Genomic DNA, 19,270 nt, shown 5'->3' on the forward strand with positions numbered 1-19,270 from the left:
AGAATAATAGTAGCATGATTTTACATGACTTTTTTCCTTTCTTGGCGTGGTGGACAATGCACTGGCGGGGCTTGTTCACCTGAAGCCACCGACAATAAACAGGATCTTACACCTATTTATCCACAGATTTTTGGGATAACCCAAATTTTTGCCGATCACTGGTTCAATTTACAGCCTTGACTCGGGCGGTTTTTTACGAATTTGTCCGTTTTGTGCGTAACTTGCCCGGATAATCTGTGGATAAAAACGACGTTGGTGGATCTTTCGCCAGGGTAAGATCCTTACCGTGCACAGATCACATTTTTGCCCTGTATATAACGATGCGTTAATACATAATTGTATGTTTTTAAAATAAATATTCGTTTTTAGTGTTGAGGGGGGATTTTAGGGGTTAAGAGTTTTACCGGCTTATTCCTCGAGTTCTGCACACACCTATCCACAGAAAAAGTGAATAAAACCGGTCTGAAAGGCTAGGGTATGTTCATAACTTTGCCTATATCTGTGAGTTATCCCAATGTTATTCGGCCCGCAGCGCCGTAAAGCAGTGGTTTACCGCCTGTAGCTTGTGTGAAACAATCAGGACATCTATGCGAATTTAAGCTTATCGAGGTAGTCCGGTGATCGATGATGATGGCTACCGCCCGAATGTTGGTATCGTAATCTGTAATCGTCAGGGGCAGGTCTTATGGGCCCGCCGTTACGGTCAGCACTCCTGGCAGTTTCCCCAAGGTGGGATTAACCCTGGCGAAACTGCGGAGCAGGCGATGTACCGTGAGCTGTTCGAAGAAGTGGGGCTGAGTAAAAAGGATGTGCGCATCCTGGCTTCGACCCGCAACTGGTTGCGCTATAAATTGCCGAAACGTTTGGTGCGTTGGGACACAAAGCCGGTTTGTATCGGCCAAAAGCAAAAATGGTTTTTGTTGCAGCTACTGTGCAATGACGCTGATATCAATATGCAGCGCAGCAGCACGCCGGAGTTCGACGGTTGGCGCTGGGTGAGCTTCTGGTATCCGGTACGCCAGGTGGTGTCGTTCAAACGCGACGTCTACCGCCGGGTGATGAAAGAATTCGCCGTGACCGTGATGCCGATGCAAGAGCAGGCGGCGCCGCGGCAGGCTCCTGCTTATCGCCGAAAGAGAGGTTAAGTTAAGCCGACTATGCTCACGCGCTTGCGAGAAATTGTAGAGAAGGTGGCTGCGGCGGCCAGTCTGACGGATGCGCTGGATCTGCTGGTCAATGAAACCTGTCTGGCGATGGACACCGAAGTGTGTTCCATCTATTTGGCGGACAACGATCGCCGCTGCTACTACCTGATGGCCACGCGCGGGCTGAAAAAGCCGCGCGGGCGCACTATCGCATTGGCGTTTGACGAGGGCGTCGTCGGGTTGGTCGGCCGCAGAGCCGAGCCTATCAACCTGGCCGATGCCCAAAGCCACCCCAGTTTCAAATACGTCCCGCAGGTGAAAGAGGATCGTTTCCGATCCTTCCTCGGGGTGCCGATCATTCATCGGCGCCAGCTGCTGGGTGTGTTGGTGGTGCAGCAGCGCGAGCTGCGCCAGTTCGACGAAAGCGAAGAGTCTTTCATGGTCACCCTGGCCACGCAGATGGCCGGGATCCTGTCACAGTCGCAGCTCAACGCCATTTTCGGCCAGTATCGCCAAACGCGCGTGCGCGCGCTGGCGGCCTCGCCTGGCGTGGCGGTGGCGGAAGGGTGGCAGGACAGCAGCCAGCCTTCGCTCGATCAGGTTTACCGCGCTTCGACGCTGGACACCGCCAGCGAGCGCGAGCGCCTGACGCTGGCGCTGGAAGAGGCCGGCGCGGAGTTTCGCCGCTTCAGCAAGCGTTTTGCCGCCAGCTCGCAAAAAGAGAGCGCGGCGATCTTCGATCTTTACTCTCACCTGTTAAACGACGCCCGTCTCAAGCGCGAACTGTTCGCCGAAATCGACAACGGTTCGGTGGCGGAGTGGGCGGTGAAACAGGTGATAGAGACTTTTGCCGAGCAGTTCGCCAAACTGCAGGACACCTACATGCGCGAGCGCGGCAGCGATCTGCGCGCGCTGGGCCAGCGTCTGCTGTTCCACCTCGACGACACCACTCAGGGCGCTACCCAGTGGCCGGCGCGTTTTGTGCTGGTGGCGGATGAGCTGACCGCGACATTGCTGGCCGAAGTGCCGCAGGATCGCCTGGTCGGCGTGGTGGTGCGCGACGGTGCCGCCAACTCGCATGCGGCGATTCTGGTGCGGGCGATGGGGGTGCCGACGGTGATGGGCGCCGACATCCAGCCTTCTCTGCTCAGCCAGCGGCTGCTGATCGTCGACGGTTATCGCGGTGAACTGCTGGTCGATCCTGAACCGGTGCTGGTGCAGGAATATCAACGGCTGATCAGCGAAGAGCTGGAACTGAGCAAGCTGGCGGAAGACGACGTCGAGCAGCCGGCGCAGTTGAAAAGCGGCGAGCGCATTCAGGTGATGCTGAATGCCGGCCTCAGCCCGGAACATGAACAGCTGTTGGGCGGCCGGGTAGATGGCGTGGGGTTATACCGCACCGAAATCCCGTTCATGTTGCAAAGCGGCTTCCCCTCCGAAGAGGAACAGGTCGCGCAGTACCAGGGCATGCTGCAGCTTTACCCGAGCAAGCCGGTTACGCTGCGCACTCTGGATATCGGCGCCGACAAGCAACTGCCTTATATGCCGATCAGCGAAGAGAACCCCTGCCTGGGCTGGCGCGGCATCCGCATCACCCTGGATCAGCCGGAGATCTTTTTGATTCAGGTGCGCGCGATGCTGCGCGCCAACGCCGGCACCGGCAATCTGGGTATTTTGTTGCCGATGATCACCAGCCTGGAAGAGGTCGACGAGGCCAAACGCCTGATTGACCGCGCCGGGCGCGAGGTGGAAGAGGTGCTCGGCTATGCGATCCCGAAACCGAAAATCGGCGTGATGCTGGAAGTGCCGTCGATGATTTTCCTGATCCCGCATCTGGCCGGGCGCGTTGATTTCATCTCGGTCGGCACCAATGATTTGACCCAGTACCTGTTGGCGGTAGATCGCAACAATACCCGGGTCGCCTCGCTGTATGACAGTTTGCATCCTGCGATGCTGCAGGTGCTGAAATTGATCGCCGAGCAGGGGAACGCGGCCGGGTTGCAGCTTAGCCTGTGCGGTGAACTGGCCGGCGATCCCATGGGCGCGCTGTTGCTGGTGGGCATGGGCTATCGCAATCTGAGCATGAACGGCCGCAGCGTGGCGCGCATCAAATACCTGCTGCGGCATATCGACCTTGCCGACGCCGAAATGTTGGCGCAGCGGGTGTTGAACACCCAGATGACCACCGAAGTGCGCCATTTGGTGGCGGCGTTTATGGAGCGACGCGGCATGGGCGGATTGATCCGCGGGGGCCGGTAGCCGCCGCGCGTTGTGATTTTTTTACAGAACTTTTCCCGGCCTGCCGGACCGGACCGCGCTAAGCCTATGTTATGATGCGCAACCTCAGTGCGGCGCAGGCTCGTCGCCTTGCACACCGCAGCGGCCAATGCTGCTGCTTGCAAGACGCGGGACAATCTCCGCCGCCGCTTGGCACCTGCCGCCCCCGCATGGGGAAAAATAACAGACATGTTGTGGTGATAGATGAGCAATAGCTATCTGGCGTTTCCTAAATTTGATCCGGTCATTTTCTCCATTGGCCCGGTTTCTCTGCATTGGTACGGCCTGATGTACCTGGTCGGCTTCGTTTTTGCCATGTGGCTGGCGGTGCGCCGCGCCAACAAGCCGGGCAGCGGCTGGACCAAAGACGAAGTTGAAAACCTGCTCTACGCCGGTTTCCTGGGCGTATTCGTCGGCGGCCGCGTAGGCTATGTGCTGTTCTATAACCTGCCGCTGTTCCTGGATAACCCGCTCTATCTGTTCAAGGTCTGGGATGGCGGCATGTCGTTCCACGGCGGCTTGATGGGGGTGATTCTGGTGATGTTCTGGTTCGCTCGCCGCACCAAACGCACCTTCTTCCAGGTTTCCGATTTTATCGCGCCATTGATCCCATTCGGCCTGGGCGCCGGCCGCCTCGGCAACTTCATCAACGGTGAACTGTGGGGCCGCGTGACCACCGATACCCCTTGGGCGATGCTGTTCCCAAGTTCGCGCAGCGAAGACGTGGCCCTCGCCGCCACCGATCCTTCTTTGCTGCCGTTATTGAATCAGTACGGCGTACTGCCGCGCCACCCGTCGCAGCTGTATGAACTGCTGCTGGAAGGCGTGGTGCTGTTTATCATTCTGAACCTGTTTATTCGCAAGCCGCGGCCGATGGGCGCCGTCTCGGGCCTGTTCCTGATCGGTTATGGCGCATTCCGCATCATCGTTGAAGCGTTCCGCCAGCCGGATGCCCAGCTCGGCCTGTTCGACGGCGTGATCAGCATGGGGCAGATCCTGTCCATCCCGATGGTGGTGGCCGGTATTATTATGATGATTTGGGCGTACCGTCGTCGCCCGCAGCAACAAATGTCGTGAGGGACAAATGAAACAGTATCTGGATTTGATGAACAAGGTGCTCACCGAGGGCACCCCTAAAGCCGACCGTACCGGCACTGGCACGCTGTCGATTTTCGGCCATCAGATGCGTTTCAACTTGCAGGAAGGTTTCCCGTTGGTGACCACCAAGAAATGTCATCTTCGTTCGATCATTCATGAGCTGTTGTGGTTCCTGAACGGCGATACTAACATCGCCTACCTGCGTGACAACAAAGTCACCATTTGGGACGAGTGGGCCGATGAAAACGGCGATCTCGGCCCGGTGTACGGCAAACAGTGGCGCGCCTGGGGCGCGGCGGACGGCCGTCAGATCGATCAGCTGAGCAACGTGCTCCAACAGCTGAAGCAGGATCCGGATTCGCGCCGCATCATCGTTTCCGCCTGGAACGTCGGCGAGCTGGATCAGATGGCGTTGGCGCCGTGCCACGCGTTCTTCCAGTTCTACGTCGCGGACGGCAAGCTCTCTTGCCAGCTGTACCAGCGTTCCTGCGACGTGTTCCTCGGCCTGCCGTTCAACATCGCCAGCTACGCGCTGCTGGTGCATATGATGGCGCAGCAGTGCGATCTGGAAGTGGGCGATTTCGTCTGGACCGGCGGCGATACCCACCTGTACAGCAACCACATGGAACAGACTCAGCTGCAGCTGACGCGTGAACCGCGTCCGTTGCCGAAACTGGTGATCAAACGCAAGCCGGCTTCGCTGTTCGATTACCGTTTCGAAGACTTCGAGATCGAAGGTTACGATCCGCATCCGGCCATCAAGGCGCCGGTCGCGATCTAACCTTAACCGCATCACACCAGGGGTGCAGCGATTGCGCCCCTTTTTTTATCCGCATTGCGCACCGCGCCGCATTTTTTTGCCCTCCTCTGCCGTCGTAAATAAAACATTGCGCAGCTTGCCGCAGCGATTACGCATGCGGCTTTACCGCGTTGTGGCGATCCTTACACTGGCGGCATGAAAGACAATACTCTCTCGAACATCGATGATCGCCAGCGTGGCATGACGCTGATTGAGCTGTTGGCGGCGATAATGATCGCCGGCATGCTCACCGGCTGGGGCGTCGGGCAATGGCGTTATCATCAGCAAGCGCTGCGGCTGGAACACACGGCTCAGCAGCTGCTGGCGTTTTTGCTGCGATTGCAGGCGGACGCCAACTGGCGTAACCGCGCGACGCTGCTGTGGTTCAAGAACGGCACGCCCTGGTGTCTGGGCGGTGGCGTGCCGCCGACGGATTGCGCTTCCGCCGAAGGCGCCGTTTTCTCGCCGTCTTATCACGACGTCGCTTTGAGTGGCTACACCGGCAAAGAGATTGGGTTTTACGGTTTGCGCAATACTGCGCAGGCGGGGCACATCCTTCTCAGCAACGACGCAGGCAGCCTGCGGCTGGTGCTGTCCGCCCGTGGGCGGCTGCGTTTGTGCAGCGAAGGGCAGCGGGTCAGGGGCATTGCGCTATGTTGACTTTAGAACGCGGTTTTACCTTGCCGGAGGTGATGTTGGCGTTGGTCTTCGGCAGCGTGATCGCGCTCGGCGCGGCGAAAACCTATCCGTTGTTGCGCCAGCAAAGCGTGGTCGTCAGCCAGCACTTTCGGCTGGAGTCAACGCTGCGGCAACTGGCGTTCGGCATTGAGAAAGATCTGCGCCGCGCCGGTTTTTGCGCCGGGCAGTGCGCCGGCCGTCCGTTGCTGATCGGTCAGGCATCGGGAGAAGCGGCGGGCAGCTGCGTTATCGTTGCCTACGACATCGCTCGCAGCGGGCAATGGCTCGCTTCGGGCGAGAATGCGGGCTATTTCGGTTATCGGCTGCGCAATGGCGGCTTGGAAGGGCAGCGCGGCGTGAGCCAATGCGATGGCGGTGGCTGGGAGCGGTTGCTCGATCATGACGAAGTGCGCATTGAGCGGTTTCATGTGGCGATCGAGCGGGGCGATCACGGCGCGACCTTGGCTCGCCTGACGCTGGCGGGGCGCTCCGCCAGCGATACGCGTATCAGGCGCAGCCTGAGTGCGAGCGTCGAAATGGCGGCGCTGCCATGAATTGGCGAACCCAGCGGGGCGGTAGCACTCTGGCGGCGGTGATGTTGCTGTTGGCGCTGGGGCTGATGTTGCTTAACGCTCAGCATCGGCAGTTGGATAACGCGCTGTTACTGGCCGCCGATCAGCAGCGTTACCTTCAGGCTTATAATCAGGCCGCTTCGGCGCTGAGTTGGGGCATGAGCCAGCGCTGGCCACGCGCCGAGCTGAGTGCGGCGGCCTGGTTATGCAGGCAGCGCGCGGAACTGACGGCCTGCGCCCGGCTGTCTGCCAGAGCGGGCGTTGTGACGATACGCGGCCTTGGTGAGATGCGCGGCGGTGAACCGCTTTGGCTGTATCAGTGGGGCACCTTTAACGGCGCAGAGACCGCTGGCAAGGTGCAAGCTCAGCCGGGCGGTCGGCTGGATTTTTGCCCAGAGAAAAGGCTGACCGACTGTGACGGCTAACGCTCGGGCAGGGCGGCTATCCCGCAACGGCTTCAGCCTGCCGGAAGTGTTGGTGGCGGCCTTGCTGTTCTCGGTGTCGCTGCTTGGCTTGTTACAGTATCATCAGGTGCTGTTGCAGTCGTTTCAGCGCCAGTGGCACTACCGGCAAGCCTGGGCGCTGGCGCATCAGCAGTTAGAAGCGTTCGCCGTCACCGGGCGGCTCGAGGCCGAATCGCCGCCGGAAGGTTGGCGACGCGAGACGGCGCTTGACGATGCGGAGAGTGATTGCCGCCGATTGACGGTTAGAGTCCAAACGCCGCAGCGGCAGTGGGCGACGCTGAGTCGCTGGTATTGCACCCGCTTTTAAGCCGGTATGTCTTTTGTTTTAAAGGAGCCTTGATGTTCACGGTTTATCATTCCAATCAGCTGGATTTGTTGAAAACGCTGACCAGCGCGCTGATAGCCAGAGATCCGTTGGCCGATCCTTTTCAACCGGAAGTGGTGCTGGTGCAGAGCCCTGGTATGGCGCAATGGCTGCAGATGCAGTTGGCGGAACAGTTCGGCATCGCCGCCAATATTGCGTTTCCGCTGCCGGCGACCTTTATTTGGGACATGTTCACCCGGGTGTTGCCGGATATCCCGAAAGAGAGCGCCTTCAGCAAGGACGCCATGACCTGGAAGCTGATGTGGTTGCTGCCGGAGATGCTGACTCAGCCGGCGTTTGCGCCACTGCAGCACTATCTGACCGATGACGGTGACAAGCGCAAGATTCACCAGTTGGCCGGCCGGGTCGCCGACCTGTTCGACCAATATTTGGTTTATCGCCCGCAGTGGCTGGAGAGCTGGCAGCGCGGTGAGCGCATCGACGGCCTGGCGGAGGCTCAGCAATGGCAGGCGCCGCTCTGGGCGCGGCTGGTGGAGTACACGCGCGAGCTGGGGCAGCCGGAATGGCACCGCGCCAATCTGTACAGCCGATTTATCCACGCGCTGGAGCAGGCAAAAACCTGCCCGCCCGGTTTGCCGCCGCGGGTGTTTATCTGCGGTATCTCGGCGTTGCCGCCGGTCTATCTGGAGGCGCTGCAGGCGCTGGGTCGGCATATCGATATCCACCTGATGTTCACCAACCCCTGTCGCTACTATTGGGGCGATATTCAGGATTACGCTTTCTTGGCCCGCTTGCAGAGCCGCAAGCGCCGTCACTACCATCAGGCACGCGAGCACGGGCTGTTCCGCCAGCCGGATGACGCGGCGCGCCTGTTTGACGCCGAAGGCCAGCAGCAGCTCAGCAACCCGCTGCTGGCCTCTTGGGGCAAGCTGGGGCGCGATCACCTCTATCTGCTGTCGCAGATGGAAGGTGCGCAAGAGGTTGACGCCTTTGTCGATATCCCGGCCGATACCATGCTGCACGCCGTTCAGCGCGACATGCTGGAGCTGGAAGACCATGCGGTGATCGGTATTACCACGGAAACGCTGGAAAGCAGCTTCAGCAAACGTCCGCTGGATGAGAACGACCGTTCCCTCAGCCTGCATGCCTGCCACAGCCCGCAGCGGGAAGTGGAGGTGCTGCACGATCAACTGCTGACCATGCTGGCGCAGGATCCGTCGTTGACGCCGCGCGACATCATCGTGATGGTGGCGGATATCGACAGCTACACGCCTTATATTCAGGCAGTGTTCGGCAATGCCCCTGCCGAGCGCTACCTGCCGTTCGCCATTTCCGACCGTAAAGCGCGCCAGGCGCATCCTGCGCTGCAGGCGTTCATTTCACTGCTCGATCTGCCGCAAAGCCGTTTTACCTCGGAACAGGTGCTGGCGCTGCTTGAGGTGCCGGCCCTGGCCGCCCGTTTCGCCATTGGCGAAGAGGGGCTGCGCCTGCTGCGCCATTGGGTCGGTGAATCCGGCGTGCGCTGGGGCCTGGACGACGATAACGTGCGCGAACTGGATCTGCCCGCTACCGGCCAACATACCTGGCGCTTTGGCATCACGCGCATGTTGCTTGGCTACGCGATGGACAGCAATGCCGGCGATTGGCAGGGCATTTTGCCTTACGACGAATCGAGCGGATTGGTCGCCGAACTGGCGGGGCAGCTGGCAGACCTGCTGGCGCAGCTCAGCCACTGGCGGCAAATCTTGAGCGAAGCGCGCCCGCTCGAGGCGTGGCTGCCGCTCTGCCGGCAACTGCTGGATGCTTTCTTCGCTGCGGACAGCGACACCGAGGTGGTGCTGGCGCTGATCGAACAGCAGTGGCAGCAGGCCATCAATTTTGGCCTGGCGGCGCGCTATCCCGATGAGGTGCCGTTGACCATTCTGCGGGACGATCTGGCGGCGCGTCTCGATCAGGAGCGCATCAGCCAGCGCTTCCTCGCCGGGCAAATCAACTTCTGTACGCTGATGCCGATGCGTTCTATTCCGTTCAAGGTGGTGTGCCTGCTGGGCATGAATGACGGCGTGTATCCGCGCACGCTGCCGCCGCTGGGTTTCGATCTGATGGCGCAGCAGGTCAAACGCGGCGACCGCAGCCGGCGCGATGACGACCGTTATCTGTTCCTGGAAGCGATTTTGTCCGCGCAACAGCGGCTGTATATCAGCTTCATCGGCCGTTCCATTCAGGACAACAGCCCGCGCTACCCTTCGGTACTGGTCACCGAGCTGCTGGAGTACCTGGAACAAAGCTATTGCCTGCCGGGAGATGAAGAGCTTAGCGCAGACGACAGCGCCCGGCGGGTTGGTGAGCACTTGCTGAAGTGGCACGCGCGCATGCCGTTCGCCGCCGAGAACTTCTTGCCGGGCTCGGAGGAGCAAAGCTATGCCGCCGAGTGGCTGCCTGCCGCCGATGGGCGCGGTGCGGCGCATCCGGCGTTCAACCAGCCGCTGCCCGCCGAAGCGCTGCAGCAAATATCGCTGGATGAACTGCTGCGGTTTTACCGCCATCCGATTCGCGCGTTTTTCCAACTGCGGCTGGGCGTCAGTTTTATCCTGGAAGAGACCGAGCTGCCGGACGAAGAGCCCTTCACGCTGGATAACCTCAGCCGCTACCAGTTCAACAGCCAGCTGCTGAATACGCTGATCGACGGTGACGATCCCGAACGGCTGTTCCAGCGGGTGCGCGCCGCCGGCGGCTTGCCCTATGGCGCCTTCGGCGAAATTTATTGGCAAAAGCAGCAGGAAGAGATGAGCGAACTGGCCGAGCAGGTGCGTGCGGAACGCGCAGAGAGCCATAGCCTGGAGTTGGATATCGATATCGCCGGCGTGCGCCTCAGCGGCTGGCTGCATCAGGTGCAGGATGACGGCCTGTTGCGCTGGCGGCCCGCGACGCTGTCGGCGGTGGATGGCATATTGCTGTGGCTGGAGCACCTGGTGTACTGCTGCGCCGGCGGCACCGGCGAGAGCCGCATGTATGGCCGCAAGAACTCCGCCTGGCGCTTTGCCGCGCTGGCGCCTGAAGAGGCACAGGCGCAGCTGGCGGAACTGCTGACGGGCTATCAGCGCGGTCTGAGTCAGCCGCTGCTGTTGCTGAACAAGAGCGGCTGGGCGTGGCTGAGTCAGTGTTATCTACCGGAAACGCAGCAAATCGACTGGGAGGAAGACGCGCAAATCAAGGCGCGCGCCAAATTGCTGCAAGCCTGGCAGGGCGATCAGCGCATTCCCGGAGAAGGGGAAGATCCCTACGTGCAGCGAGTGTTCCGCCAAATGGATAATGAATACTTAGCGCAAATACTGGCCGAAACAGAACGTTATCTGCTGCCGGTGGCGCGGTATAACCTGGGATAACAATCCCCCGGTGGTGCTGTGCGGCGGGAGGTGGTAAAAATAACGAAGGTTATATTCAACCATTGGGGTAATTCCCGGTCTTACATAACGTACAGGAATATACCCGCCGAGTTCGGGTCGCCATATTGGCGAAGAATCCGGTGAGTACAGATTTGGTTATGTGGTTTTGATGAACGTCGCCACCGTCAGGGAGTGGGCGCAGCGACGTCAGAATAGGGGTTTATTTTGGATATGCGCAGACAGTTGGCCCGTATCACCGGGCTGGTATTATTGGCTATGTGTTGGGCGCCGTTGAGTTGGGCCGCGCAAGGATGGCAACCGCTGGCGGAGAAGATCAACAAAAGCGAACACGATCCGCGTCAGTATGAGGCGATCAAATTGACTAACGGCATGACGGTGTTGCTGGTGTCAGATGCCCAGGCGCCGAAATCGCTGGCGGCGCTGGCATTGCCGGTCGGCTCGCTTGAAGATCCGAACAGCCAACTGGGTTTGGCGCACTATCTGGAACATATGGTGCTGATGGGCTCCAAGCGCTATCCAGAGCCGGAAAACCTGTCCGAGTTCCTGAAAAAGCATGGCGGCAGCCACAACGCCAGCACGGCTTCTTATCGCACCGCCTTCTATCTGGAAGTGGAAAATGACGCGCTGGAGCCGGCGGTCGATCGCATGGCCGACGCCATTGCCGAGCCGCTGCTGGATCCGGGCAATGCCGACCGTGAGCGCAACGCGGTTAACGCCGAGTTGACGATGGCGCGTTCGCGCGACGGTATGCGTATGGCGCAGGTGGGCGCGGAAACCCTTAACCCGGCGCACCCGAGCGCGCGCTTCTCCGGCGGCAATCTCGATACGCTGAAAGACAAGCCGGACAGCAAGCTGCACGATGAGCTGACCGGCTTCTATAAGCGCTACTATTCCGCCAATTTGATGATGGGCGTTTTGTACGGCAATCAGCCGCTGCCGCAGCTGGCTGATATTGCGGCGAAAACCTTTGGCCGCGTGCCGAATCACGACGCCACCGTGCCGCCGATCACCGTGCCGGCCGTGACGCCGGAACAGCAGGGCATCATCATTCACTATGTGCCGGCACAGCCGCGCAAACAGTTGAAGGTCGAGTTTCGCATCGATAACAACAGCGCCGCGTTTCGCAGCAAAACCGATACCTACATCAGCTACCTGATCGGCAACCGCAGCAAGAACACCCTGTCTGACTGGTTGCAGAAGCAGGGGCTGGCGGACGCCATCAATGCCGGCGCCGATCCGATGGTGGATCGCAACGGCGGCGTCTTCGCCATCAGCGTTTCACTGACCGACAAAGGCCTGGCCAAGCGCGACGAGGTCGTCGCCGCCATTTTCAACTACCTGAAAATGCTGCGCAGCGAAGGCATCAAGCAAAGTTACTTCGACGAAATCTCGCATGTTCTCAACCTGGATTTCCGTTATCCGTCGATCACGCGCGACATGGACTACATCGAATGGCTGGTGGACACCATGCTGCGCGTGCCGGTTGAACATGCGCTGGACGCGCCTTACCTGGCCGATCGCTATGATCCGAAGGCGATCGCCGAACGCCTGGACGCCATGACGACGCAAAACGCCCGCATCTGGTTCGTCAGCCCGGATGAGCCGCACAACAAGACGGCCTATTTCGTCAACGCGCCTTACCAGGTCGACAAAATCACGCCGCAGCGCTTTACGCAGTGGCAGCAGTTAGGGAGTGGGATTTCCCTGTCGTTACCGACGCTCAATCCGTACATCCCGGATGACTTTACCCTGACCAAGCCGTCGCACGAGTTCAAAAAGCCGGAAATGGTGGTGGATAACCCCGGCCTGCGCGTGCTGTACATGCCGAGCCGTTACTTCGCCGATGAGCCGAAGGCCGACGTCACCGTCGCTTTCCGCAACGCCAAGACCATGGATTCCGCGCGCAACCAGGTGCTGTTCTCGCTGACGGATTATCTGGCCGGCCTCGCGCTGGATCAGCTGAGCTATCAGGCATCGGTTGGCGGGTTGAGCTTCTCGACCTCGCCGAACAACGGCCTGATGTTTAACGCCAACGGCTTTACCCAGCGCCTGCCGCAGTTGCTGACGGCGCTGATCGAAGGCTATTCCAGCTTCACGCCGACGGAAGATCAGCTGGCGCAGGCCAAGTCCTGGTATCTGGAGCAGTTGGACGCCGCCGAGAAGGGCAAGGCGTTTGAATTGGCCATTCAGCCGGTGCAGATGGTTTCCCGCGTGCCGTATTCCGAACGCAGCGAACGCCGCGAAGTGCTGAAGACGCTGACGCTGAAAGACGTGCTGGCCTATCGCGACAGCCTGCTGGCCGAGGCCACGCCGGAGCTGCTGGTGGTGGGCAACATGAGCAAGCAGCAGGTCGACACGCTGGCGTCGACGCTGAAACATCGCCTGGGCTGTACCGGCATCGAATGGTGGCACGGCGAAGACGTGGTGGTGGACAAAAATCATCTGGCCAATCTGCAACAGGTGGGCAGCAGCACCGATTCGGCGCTGGCGGCGGTCTATGTGCCGACCGGTTACGACGAAGTGGCCGGCATGGCCTACAGCTCATTGCTGGGGCAGATTATTCAGCCGTGGTTCTATAGCCAGCTGCGCACTCAGGAGCAATTGGGGTATGCGGTCTTCGCCTTCCCAATGTCGGTGGGGCGCCAATGGGGCGTGGGCTTCCTGTTGCAGAGCAACAGCAAGCAGCCGGCATACCTGTACCAGCGCTATCAGGATTTCTACCCGAAAACCGAGAAACGTTTGCGCGACATGAGCGAAGCGGACTTTGAGCAGTACAAACAGGCGCTCATCAATGAGCTGAAGCAGCGGCCGCAAACCCTGAGCGAAGAGGCCAGCCGGTTCGCCAACGATTTCGATCGCGGCAATTTCGCCTTCGATACTCGTCAGAAGCTGATCGCGCAGGTGCAACAGCTGACGCCGGCCAAACTGGCGAATTATTTCCACCAGGCGGTGATCCAGCCACAGGGGCTGGCTGTGCTGTCGCAGGTGAGCGGCAGCGGGCAAGACAAGGCGGATTACGCGGCGCCTAAGGGCTGGGTCACCTATCCGAACGCGTCTGCATTGCAGCAGATCCTGCCGCGCAAAGTGGCGACGCCATGACGGAAACTGCCCCGCAGAGGCTGGAGCCGCTGACGCTGCCGCTGTTCGGCGAACGCCTGATCGAGGCGTCGGCGGGCACAGGCAAAACCTTTACCATCGGCGCGCTGTACCTGCGTTTGCTGCTGGGGCTGGGCGGTGAAGCGGCGTTTCCCCGGCCGCTGACGGTCGAAGAAATCCTGGTGGTGACCTTTACCGAGGCCGCCACCGAGGAGCTGCGCGGGCGTATCCGCGACAATATCCACGGGCTGCGCATCGCCTGCGTGCGGGGCGTCAGCGCCAACCCGCTGTTTTCGGCGCTGATGGCTGAAATTGACGATTTGACCGACGCCGCCTCGCAGTTGCTGGCGGCGGAGCGGCAAATGGACGAAGCGGCGATCTACACCATTCACGGCTTTTGCCAACGAATGCTGACGCACAACGCCTTCGAATCCGGCATGCTGTTTGAACAAACGCTGGTGCAGGACGAGTTGCCGCTGCGGCGGCAGGCCTGTGCCGATTTCTGGCGTCGCCACTGCTATCCGTTGCCGCTGGGCGTGGCGCGTGCGGTCAGCCAGGAGTGGAGCGGCCCGGAAGCGTTGCTGGCCGATCTCTCCGGCTATCTGCACGGTGAGGCGCCGGCGCTGCGCCGGCCGCCGAAAGAGGAAGAAACCGTTCTGATGCGCCACGAGCAGATCGTCGCGCGCATCGATGCCATCAAGGCGCAATGGCGTGCGGTGGCGGGCGAGCTGGAGGCGTTGATCGCCCAGTCCGGCGTCGATAAACGCAGCTACAGCAGTAAACACCTGCCGAACTGGCTGAACAAGGTCGGCGAATGGAGCGGGCAGGAGACCCAGGACTACCAGTTGCCGAAGGAACTGGATAAATTTCGCCAGTCGGTGCTGCTGGAGAAGACCAAGAAAGGCGAGCCGCCGCGGCATGCGCTGTTCACGGCGATCGACGAGCTGTTCGATGAACCCTTGACGCTGCGCGACCTGATCATGGCGCGCGCGCTCAGCGAGATCCGCACTTCCATTCAACAAGAAAAGCGCCAGCGCGCCGAGCTGGGGTTTGACGACCTGCTTAGCCGTTTGGACGGCGCCTTGCAAAGCGGCGGCGGCGAACAGCTGGCGCAGGCGATCCGCCAGCGTTACCCGGTGGCGATGATCGATGAATTTCAGGATACCGATCCGCAGCAATATCGCATTTTCCAAAAGCTTTACGTCGGCCGGCCCGATTGCGGCCTGCTGTTGATAGGCGATCCCAAGCAGGCGATTTACGCCTTCCGCGGTGCCGATATCTTTACCTACATGCGGGCGCGCTCAGAGGTGAGCGCCCACTATACGCTGGAGACCAACTGGCGCTCGTCGCCGTCGATGGTCGCCAGCGTTAATCACCTGTTTTCTCAGGTAGAAAAACCTTTCCTGTTCGGCCAAATCCCCTTTATCGAGGTCAGCGCGGCGGAAAAGAACCAAGGGCTGGCGTTTGACCTGCACGGCAAGCCGCAACCGGCGATGCAGTTCTGGCTGCAGCAGGGGGAAGGCGCCGGTGTAAGTGATTACCAACAGCTGATGGCGCGCCTGTGCGCCACGCAAATTCGCGACTGGCTCAGCGCCGGGCAGCAGGGCCAGGCGTGGCTGCAGGGCGGCAAGGAGCCAAGGCCGGTGCAAGCCTCCGATATCACGGTGCTGGTGCGCAGCCGCAATGAGGCGGCGCTGGTGCGCGATGCGCTGAGCGCGCTGTCCATTCCGTCGGTCTACCTGTCCAACCGCGACAGCGTGTTCGACACCCCGGAGGCCAAAGACCTGCTGTGGTTGCTGCAGGCGGTGTTGGCGCCGGAGCAGGAGCGCACGCTGCGCAGCGCCATGGCCACCGGGCTGATGGGGCTGGACGCGCCGACGCTGGACGGCCTGAGCCGCGATGAACGCGCCTGGGACGAGCTGGTTAACGAGTTCGACAATTACCGCACGCTCTGGCTGCGCCGCGGCGTGTTGCCGATGCTGAGCGAGGTGATGAAAGCGCGCCAGCTGGCGGAGAACCTGCTGGCCAGCGCTGGCGGCGAGCGTCGCTTGACCGACGTGCTGCATCTGGGGGAGCTGTTGCAAGAGGCGGCGGCGCAACTCGACAGCGAACATGCACTGGTGCGCTGGCTGGCACAGCAGATCGCCCAGCCTAATCGCCAGTCCGATAATCAGCAACTGCGGCTGGAGAGCGACCGGCATCTGGTGCAGGTGATCACGATTCATAAATCCAAGGGGCTGGAGTTCGATCTGGTGTGGCTGCCGTTCGTCGGCAATTTCCGCCAGCAGCAGCAAGCGCTGTATCACGATCGCCATAGCTTCCAGGCGTTGCTGGATCTCGATGCCAATGAAGAGAGCCAGGCCTGGGCGGAGGAGGAGCGGTTGGCGGAAGACCTGCGCCTGTTGTACGTGGCGCTGACCCGCTCGGTGTACCACTGCAGCATCGGCATCGCGCCGCTGTTCCAGGGCACGCGCAAGAAACAGGGCGATACCGATCTGCACCGCAGCGCATTGGGTTATCTGGTGCAGGGCGGGCAGGCCGGCGACGCCGCGTATCTGCAGGAGCGCCTGCAGCAATTGGCGGGCGGCGGCATCGCGCTGTCGCTGGTGGAACCGCCGGACGAGGCGCCCTGGCAGCCCCAGGCATCGCTGGCCGCTACGCTGGCGGCGAAAAACTTTACCCGACGGATCCAGGATTTTTGGCGGGTGACCAGCTATACCGGTTTGCAACAGCACGGTTCGAGCCTGATGCAGGATCTGCTGCCGCGTCTGGATGTCGACGCCGCGGGCGAGCGGGGTGAGGAGAGTGAGCCAGCGCTCACACCGCATACCTTCCCGCGCGGCGCAACGCCCGGCACCTTCCTGCACAGCCTGTTTGAAACGCTGGACTTCACCCAGCCGCTGGACGAACAGTGGCTGCAGGAACAGCTGCAACAGCAAGGCTTCGCTGAGCACTGGCAGCCGATTCTGCTGGCGTGGATGCAGGTGTTGCTCAATACGCCGCTCGACGACAGCGGCGTGACGTTGTCGGCGCTGACGCCGCAGCACAAGCAGGCCGAGCTGCAGTTCTATTTGCCGATTAACCGGTTGTTGCAGGCGAAGGCGCTCGATGCCCTGGTGAAGCGTTACGATCCGCTTTCCGCCCGCTGCCCGGCGTTGGATTTCTATCAGGTGCAGGGCATGCTGAAAGGTTTTATCGACCTGGTGTTCTGCTGGCAAGGCAAATACTACCTGCTGGACTACAAGTCCAACTGGCTGGGGGAAGACAGTAGCGCCTATACCCGGCCGGCGATGGAGCAGGCGATGGCGGAGCATCGTTACGATCTGCAATACCAGCTGTATACGCTGGCGCTGCATCGTTATCTGCGTCATCGGTTGCCGGATTACGATTATCGGCGCCATTTTGGCGGGGTGATGTATCTGTTCCTGCGCGGCGTGGATGCGGCGCACCCGGGTAACGGCATTTTCACCTGTCTCCCCGAGCTTGAGCTGGTGGAGGGGATGGATCGCTTGTTCAGCGGCGAAGCTGCGGCGACGGAGGAAGGATCATGATCGCACTGCTGGAGCAGGCGGTGGCGCTTGGCGTGCTGCGCCCGCTGGACGTGCAGTTCGCCCGCGTGGTGGCGAACGAAGACGAGCCCGATATTTTGCTGGCAGCCGCCTGCCTGAGCGCAGAAGCGGGAGCCGGTCACGTCTGCCTGATGCTGGAGCAGCTGCAGGCGGACACGCTGTTTGAAGGGCGCCAGCCGGCGTTGGCGCTGGCGGTGTGGGAGGCGGCCGGGCGACCGGATAGCGCGCGTTGGCAGCAGCGTTTGGCGGCCAGCGCGGCGGTTGGGGACGGCAGCGGCGCTACGCCGCTGGTGCTGCGCGGGCCGCGCCTGTATCTGCAGCGCATGTGGCAAAACGAAGGTGAAGTGGCGGCGTTTATCGGCGGTGAAGGCGAGTTGCTGGCGGTGCCGGAGGCTGAGCTGCGCACCATTCTCGACCGCTTGTTCGGCGCCGCGAGCGACGAGCCCGACTGGCAGAAAATCGCCGCCGCGGTGGCCGCCACGCGGCGCATTGCGGTCATTTCCGGCGGGCCGGGCACCGGTAAAACCACCACCGTCGCCAAACTGTTGGCGGCGCTGGTGCAACTGGATGAAAGCGCGCGCTTGCGCATTCAGCTGGCGGCGCCGACCGGCAAGGCGGCGGCGCGCCTGACGGAGTCGCTTGGCAGCGCCAGCCGCCAGCTGGCGTTGACCCCGGCGCAGCAGGCGCTGTTCCCGACGGAGGCGGCGACGTTACACCGTCTGTTGGGGGCGCAACCGAACAGTCAGCGAATGCGTTATCACCGTGGCAACCGGCTGCATTTGGATGTGCTGGTGGTGGATGAGGCCTCGATGGTCGATCTGCCGATGATGGCGCGCCTGATTGCCGCGCTGCCCGATCGGGCGCGGGTGATTTTCCTCGGCGATCGCGATCAGCTGGCTTCGGTGGAGGCCGGCGCGGTGCTGGGCGATATTTGCCGTTTTGCCGAGCAGGGATACAGCGATGCGCGCGCCGCTGAGCTGAGCCGCCTGACCGGTTGTTCGCTCACGGGCCAGCAGGCCGACGCGGAAGCGGCGGTGCGCGATAGCCTGTGCCTGCTGCGCAAGAGCTATCGCTTCGACGCCCGTTCCGGCATCGGTCAGCTGGCGTTGGCGGTCAACGCCGGAGCGGGGGATCGCGCGCTGGCGGCATTAAACGGCAGTTTCGGTGATGTTGCGGGCTATGCGCTGGCGACGAGCGAAGAGTATCAGGCGCTGTTGGATGCCTGCGTGGCGGGCTACCGCGACTATTTGCGGCTGACCGCAGAAGGGGCGGACGCGGCGACGGTGCTGGCGGCCTTTGGCCGTTTCCAGGTGCTGTGCGCGCTGCGTGAAGGGCCGTTCGGCGTCGCCGGCCTGAACGAGCGCATTGAGCTCGGGCTGCAGCGCGCCGGTTTAATTGACCGCAAGCCGGGCGTGCTTGGCCGCTGGTACCGGGGGCGGCCGGTGATGATCGGCCGCAACGACAGCGCGCTGGGGCTGTTCAATGGGGATATCGGCATTACGCTGCCGGATGAGCACGGCGATCTGCGCGTGCATTTCCAACTGCCCGACGGCAGCATCAAGTCGGTACAGCCAAGCCGTTTGCCGGCGCATGAAACCGCTTATGCGATGACGGTGCACAAATCTCAGGGATCGGAGTTTGACCATACGGTGCTGGTGTTGCCGAATCACTTTCTGCCGGTGCTGACGCGTGAGCTGGTCTATACCGCGATCACTCGCGCGCGTAAGCTGCTTTCGCTGTACGCTACGGAGGCGGTGCTGCTGCGGGCCATTCGCACGCCGACCCAGCGCCGCAGCGGATTGGCTGAACGGCTGCAGGCGGCGGAATAAGCGCTGAGGGG

12 protein-coding genes are annotated in these 19,270 nt (G+C 61.3%); all 12 read left to right on the forward strand.

Annotated features, from left to right (window positions below; all coding sequences use genetic code 11):
• The first annotated feature begins 617 nt into the window (after positions 1-617).
• The gene (gene rppH, locus ACJ8HB_RS18735; RefSeq protein WP_004931849.1) at positions 618-1,145 is read left to right on the forward strand and encodes an RNA pyrophosphohydrolase; all 528 of its coding nucleotides are present in this window, start codon (positions 618-620) and stop codon (positions 1,143-1,145) included.
• A gap of 12 nt (positions 1,146-1,157) precedes the next feature.
• Complete coding sequence (gene ptsP / locus ACJ8HB_RS18740) at positions 1,158-3,404, forward strand: phosphoenolpyruvate--protein phosphotransferase (protein ID WP_033649500.1); 2,247 nt, start codon at positions 1,158-1,160, stop codon at positions 3,402-3,404.
• 222 nt (positions 3,405-3,626) lie between these two features.
• Positions 3,627-4,499, forward strand: coding sequence for a prolipoprotein diacylglyceryl transferase (gene lgt / locus ACJ8HB_RS18745; protein WP_033635761.1), 873 nt, complete (start codon positions 3,627-3,629; stop codon positions 4,497-4,499).
• Positions 4,500-4,506: 7 nt separating this feature from the next.
• Positions 4,507-5,301, forward strand: a complete 795-nt coding sequence (gene thyA, locus ACJ8HB_RS18750) for a thymidylate synthase (protein WP_047570709.1) — start codon at positions 4,507-4,509, stop codon at positions 5,299-5,301.
• Positions 5,302-5,475: 174 nt separating this feature from the next.
• Positions 5,476-5,979, forward strand: a complete 504-nt coding sequence (locus ACJ8HB_RS18755; protein WP_033654108.1) for a prepilin peptidase-dependent protein — start codon at positions 5,476-5,478, stop codon at positions 5,977-5,979.
• A complete protein-coding gene (locus ACJ8HB_RS18760) occupies positions 5,973-6,551 on the forward strand; it encodes a prepilin peptidase-dependent protein (protein WP_033654109.1) in 579 nt (192 codons plus the stop codon). The genes ACJ8HB_RS18755 and ACJ8HB_RS18760 overlap by 7 nt, the downstream gene beginning before the upstream one ends.
• The gene (locus ACJ8HB_RS18765) at positions 6,548-6,994 is read left to right on the forward strand and encodes a YgdB family protein (RefSeq protein WP_033649503.1); all 447 of its coding nucleotides are present in this window, start codon (positions 6,548-6,550) and stop codon (positions 6,992-6,994) included. The genes ACJ8HB_RS18760 and ACJ8HB_RS18765 overlap by 4 nt, the downstream gene beginning before the upstream one ends.
• Complete coding sequence (locus tag ACJ8HB_RS18770; protein WP_033649504.1) at positions 6,984-7,340, forward strand: prepilin-type N-terminal cleavage/methylation domain-containing protein; 357 nt, start codon at positions 6,984-6,986, stop codon at positions 7,338-7,340. Before ACJ8HB_RS18765 ends, ACJ8HB_RS18770 begins: the two co-directional genes overlap by 11 nt.
• 32 nt (positions 7,341-7,372) lie before the next feature.
• Positions 7,373-10,744, forward strand: coding sequence for an exodeoxyribonuclease V subunit gamma (recC, locus tag ACJ8HB_RS18775; protein ID WP_094860057.1), 3,372 nt, complete (start codon positions 7,373-7,375; stop codon positions 10,742-10,744).
• Between the two features lie 231 nt (positions 10,745-10,975).
• On the forward strand, positions 10,976-13,864 hold the full coding sequence (gene ptrA / locus ACJ8HB_RS18780) for a pitrilysin (protein ID WP_094860066.1): 2,889 nt from the start codon (positions 10,976-10,978) through the stop codon (positions 13,862-13,864).
• On the forward strand, positions 13,861-17,412 hold the full coding sequence (recB, locus tag ACJ8HB_RS18785) for an exodeoxyribonuclease V subunit beta (protein ID WP_094860058.1): 3,552 nt from the start codon (positions 13,861-13,863) through the stop codon (positions 17,410-17,412). Before ptrA ends, recB begins: the two co-directional genes overlap by 4 nt.
• Positions 17,409-19,259 (forward strand): exodeoxyribonuclease V subunit alpha, encoded by a 1,851-nt coding sequence (recD, locus tag ACJ8HB_RS18790; protein WP_094860059.1) that lies wholly within the window; start codon positions 17,409-17,411, stop codon positions 19,257-19,259. Before recB ends, recD begins: the two co-directional genes overlap by 4 nt.
• Positions 19,260-19,270: the final 11 nt, after the last annotated feature.

The organism is Serratia sp. CY27727 (assembly GCF_052169275.1).
In the GTDB taxonomy this organism is placed as follows: Bacteria; Pseudomonadota; Gammaproteobacteria; order Enterobacterales; family Enterobacteriaceae; genus Serratia; species Serratia sarumanii.

Excerpts from the sequence above, each read along its gene's own strand:
- ptsP (WP_033649500.1), top strand. The coding sequence starts at position 1,158 with ATGCTCACGCGCTTGCGAGAAATTGTAGAGAAGGTGGCTGCGGCGGCC.
- lgt (WP_033635761.1), top strand. The coding sequence starts at position 3,627 with ATGAGCAATAGCTATCTGGCGTTTCCTAAATTTGATCCGGTCATTTTC.
- thyA (WP_047570709.1), top strand. The coding sequence starts at position 4,507 with ATGAAACAGTATCTGGATTTGATGAACAAGGTGCTCACCGAGGGCACC.
- ACJ8HB_RS18755 (WP_033654108.1), top strand. The coding sequence starts at position 5,476 with ATGAAAGACAATACTCTCTCGAACATCGATGATCGCCAGCGTGGCATG.
- ACJ8HB_RS18760 (WP_033654109.1), top strand. The coding sequence starts at position 5,973 with ATGTTGACTTTAGAACGCGGTTTTACCTTGCCGGAGGTGATGTTGGCG.
- ACJ8HB_RS18765 (WP_033649503.1), top strand. The coding sequence starts at position 6,548 with ATGAATTGGCGAACCCAGCGGGGCGGTAGCACTCTGGCGGCGGTGATG.
- recC (WP_094860057.1), top strand. The coding sequence starts at position 7,373 with ATGTTCACGGTTTATCATTCCAATCAGCTGGATTTGTTGAAAACGCTG.
- ptrA (WP_094860066.1), top strand. The coding sequence starts at position 10,976 with ATGCGCAGACAGTTGGCCCGTATCACCGGGCTGGTATTATTGGCTATG.
- recB (WP_094860058.1), top strand. The coding sequence starts at position 13,861 with ATGACGGAAACTGCCCCGCAGAGGCTGGAGCCGCTGACGCTGCCGCTG.
- recD (WP_094860059.1), top strand. The coding sequence starts at position 17,409 with ATGATCGCACTGCTGGAGCAGGCGGTGGCGCTTGGCGTGCTGCGCCCG.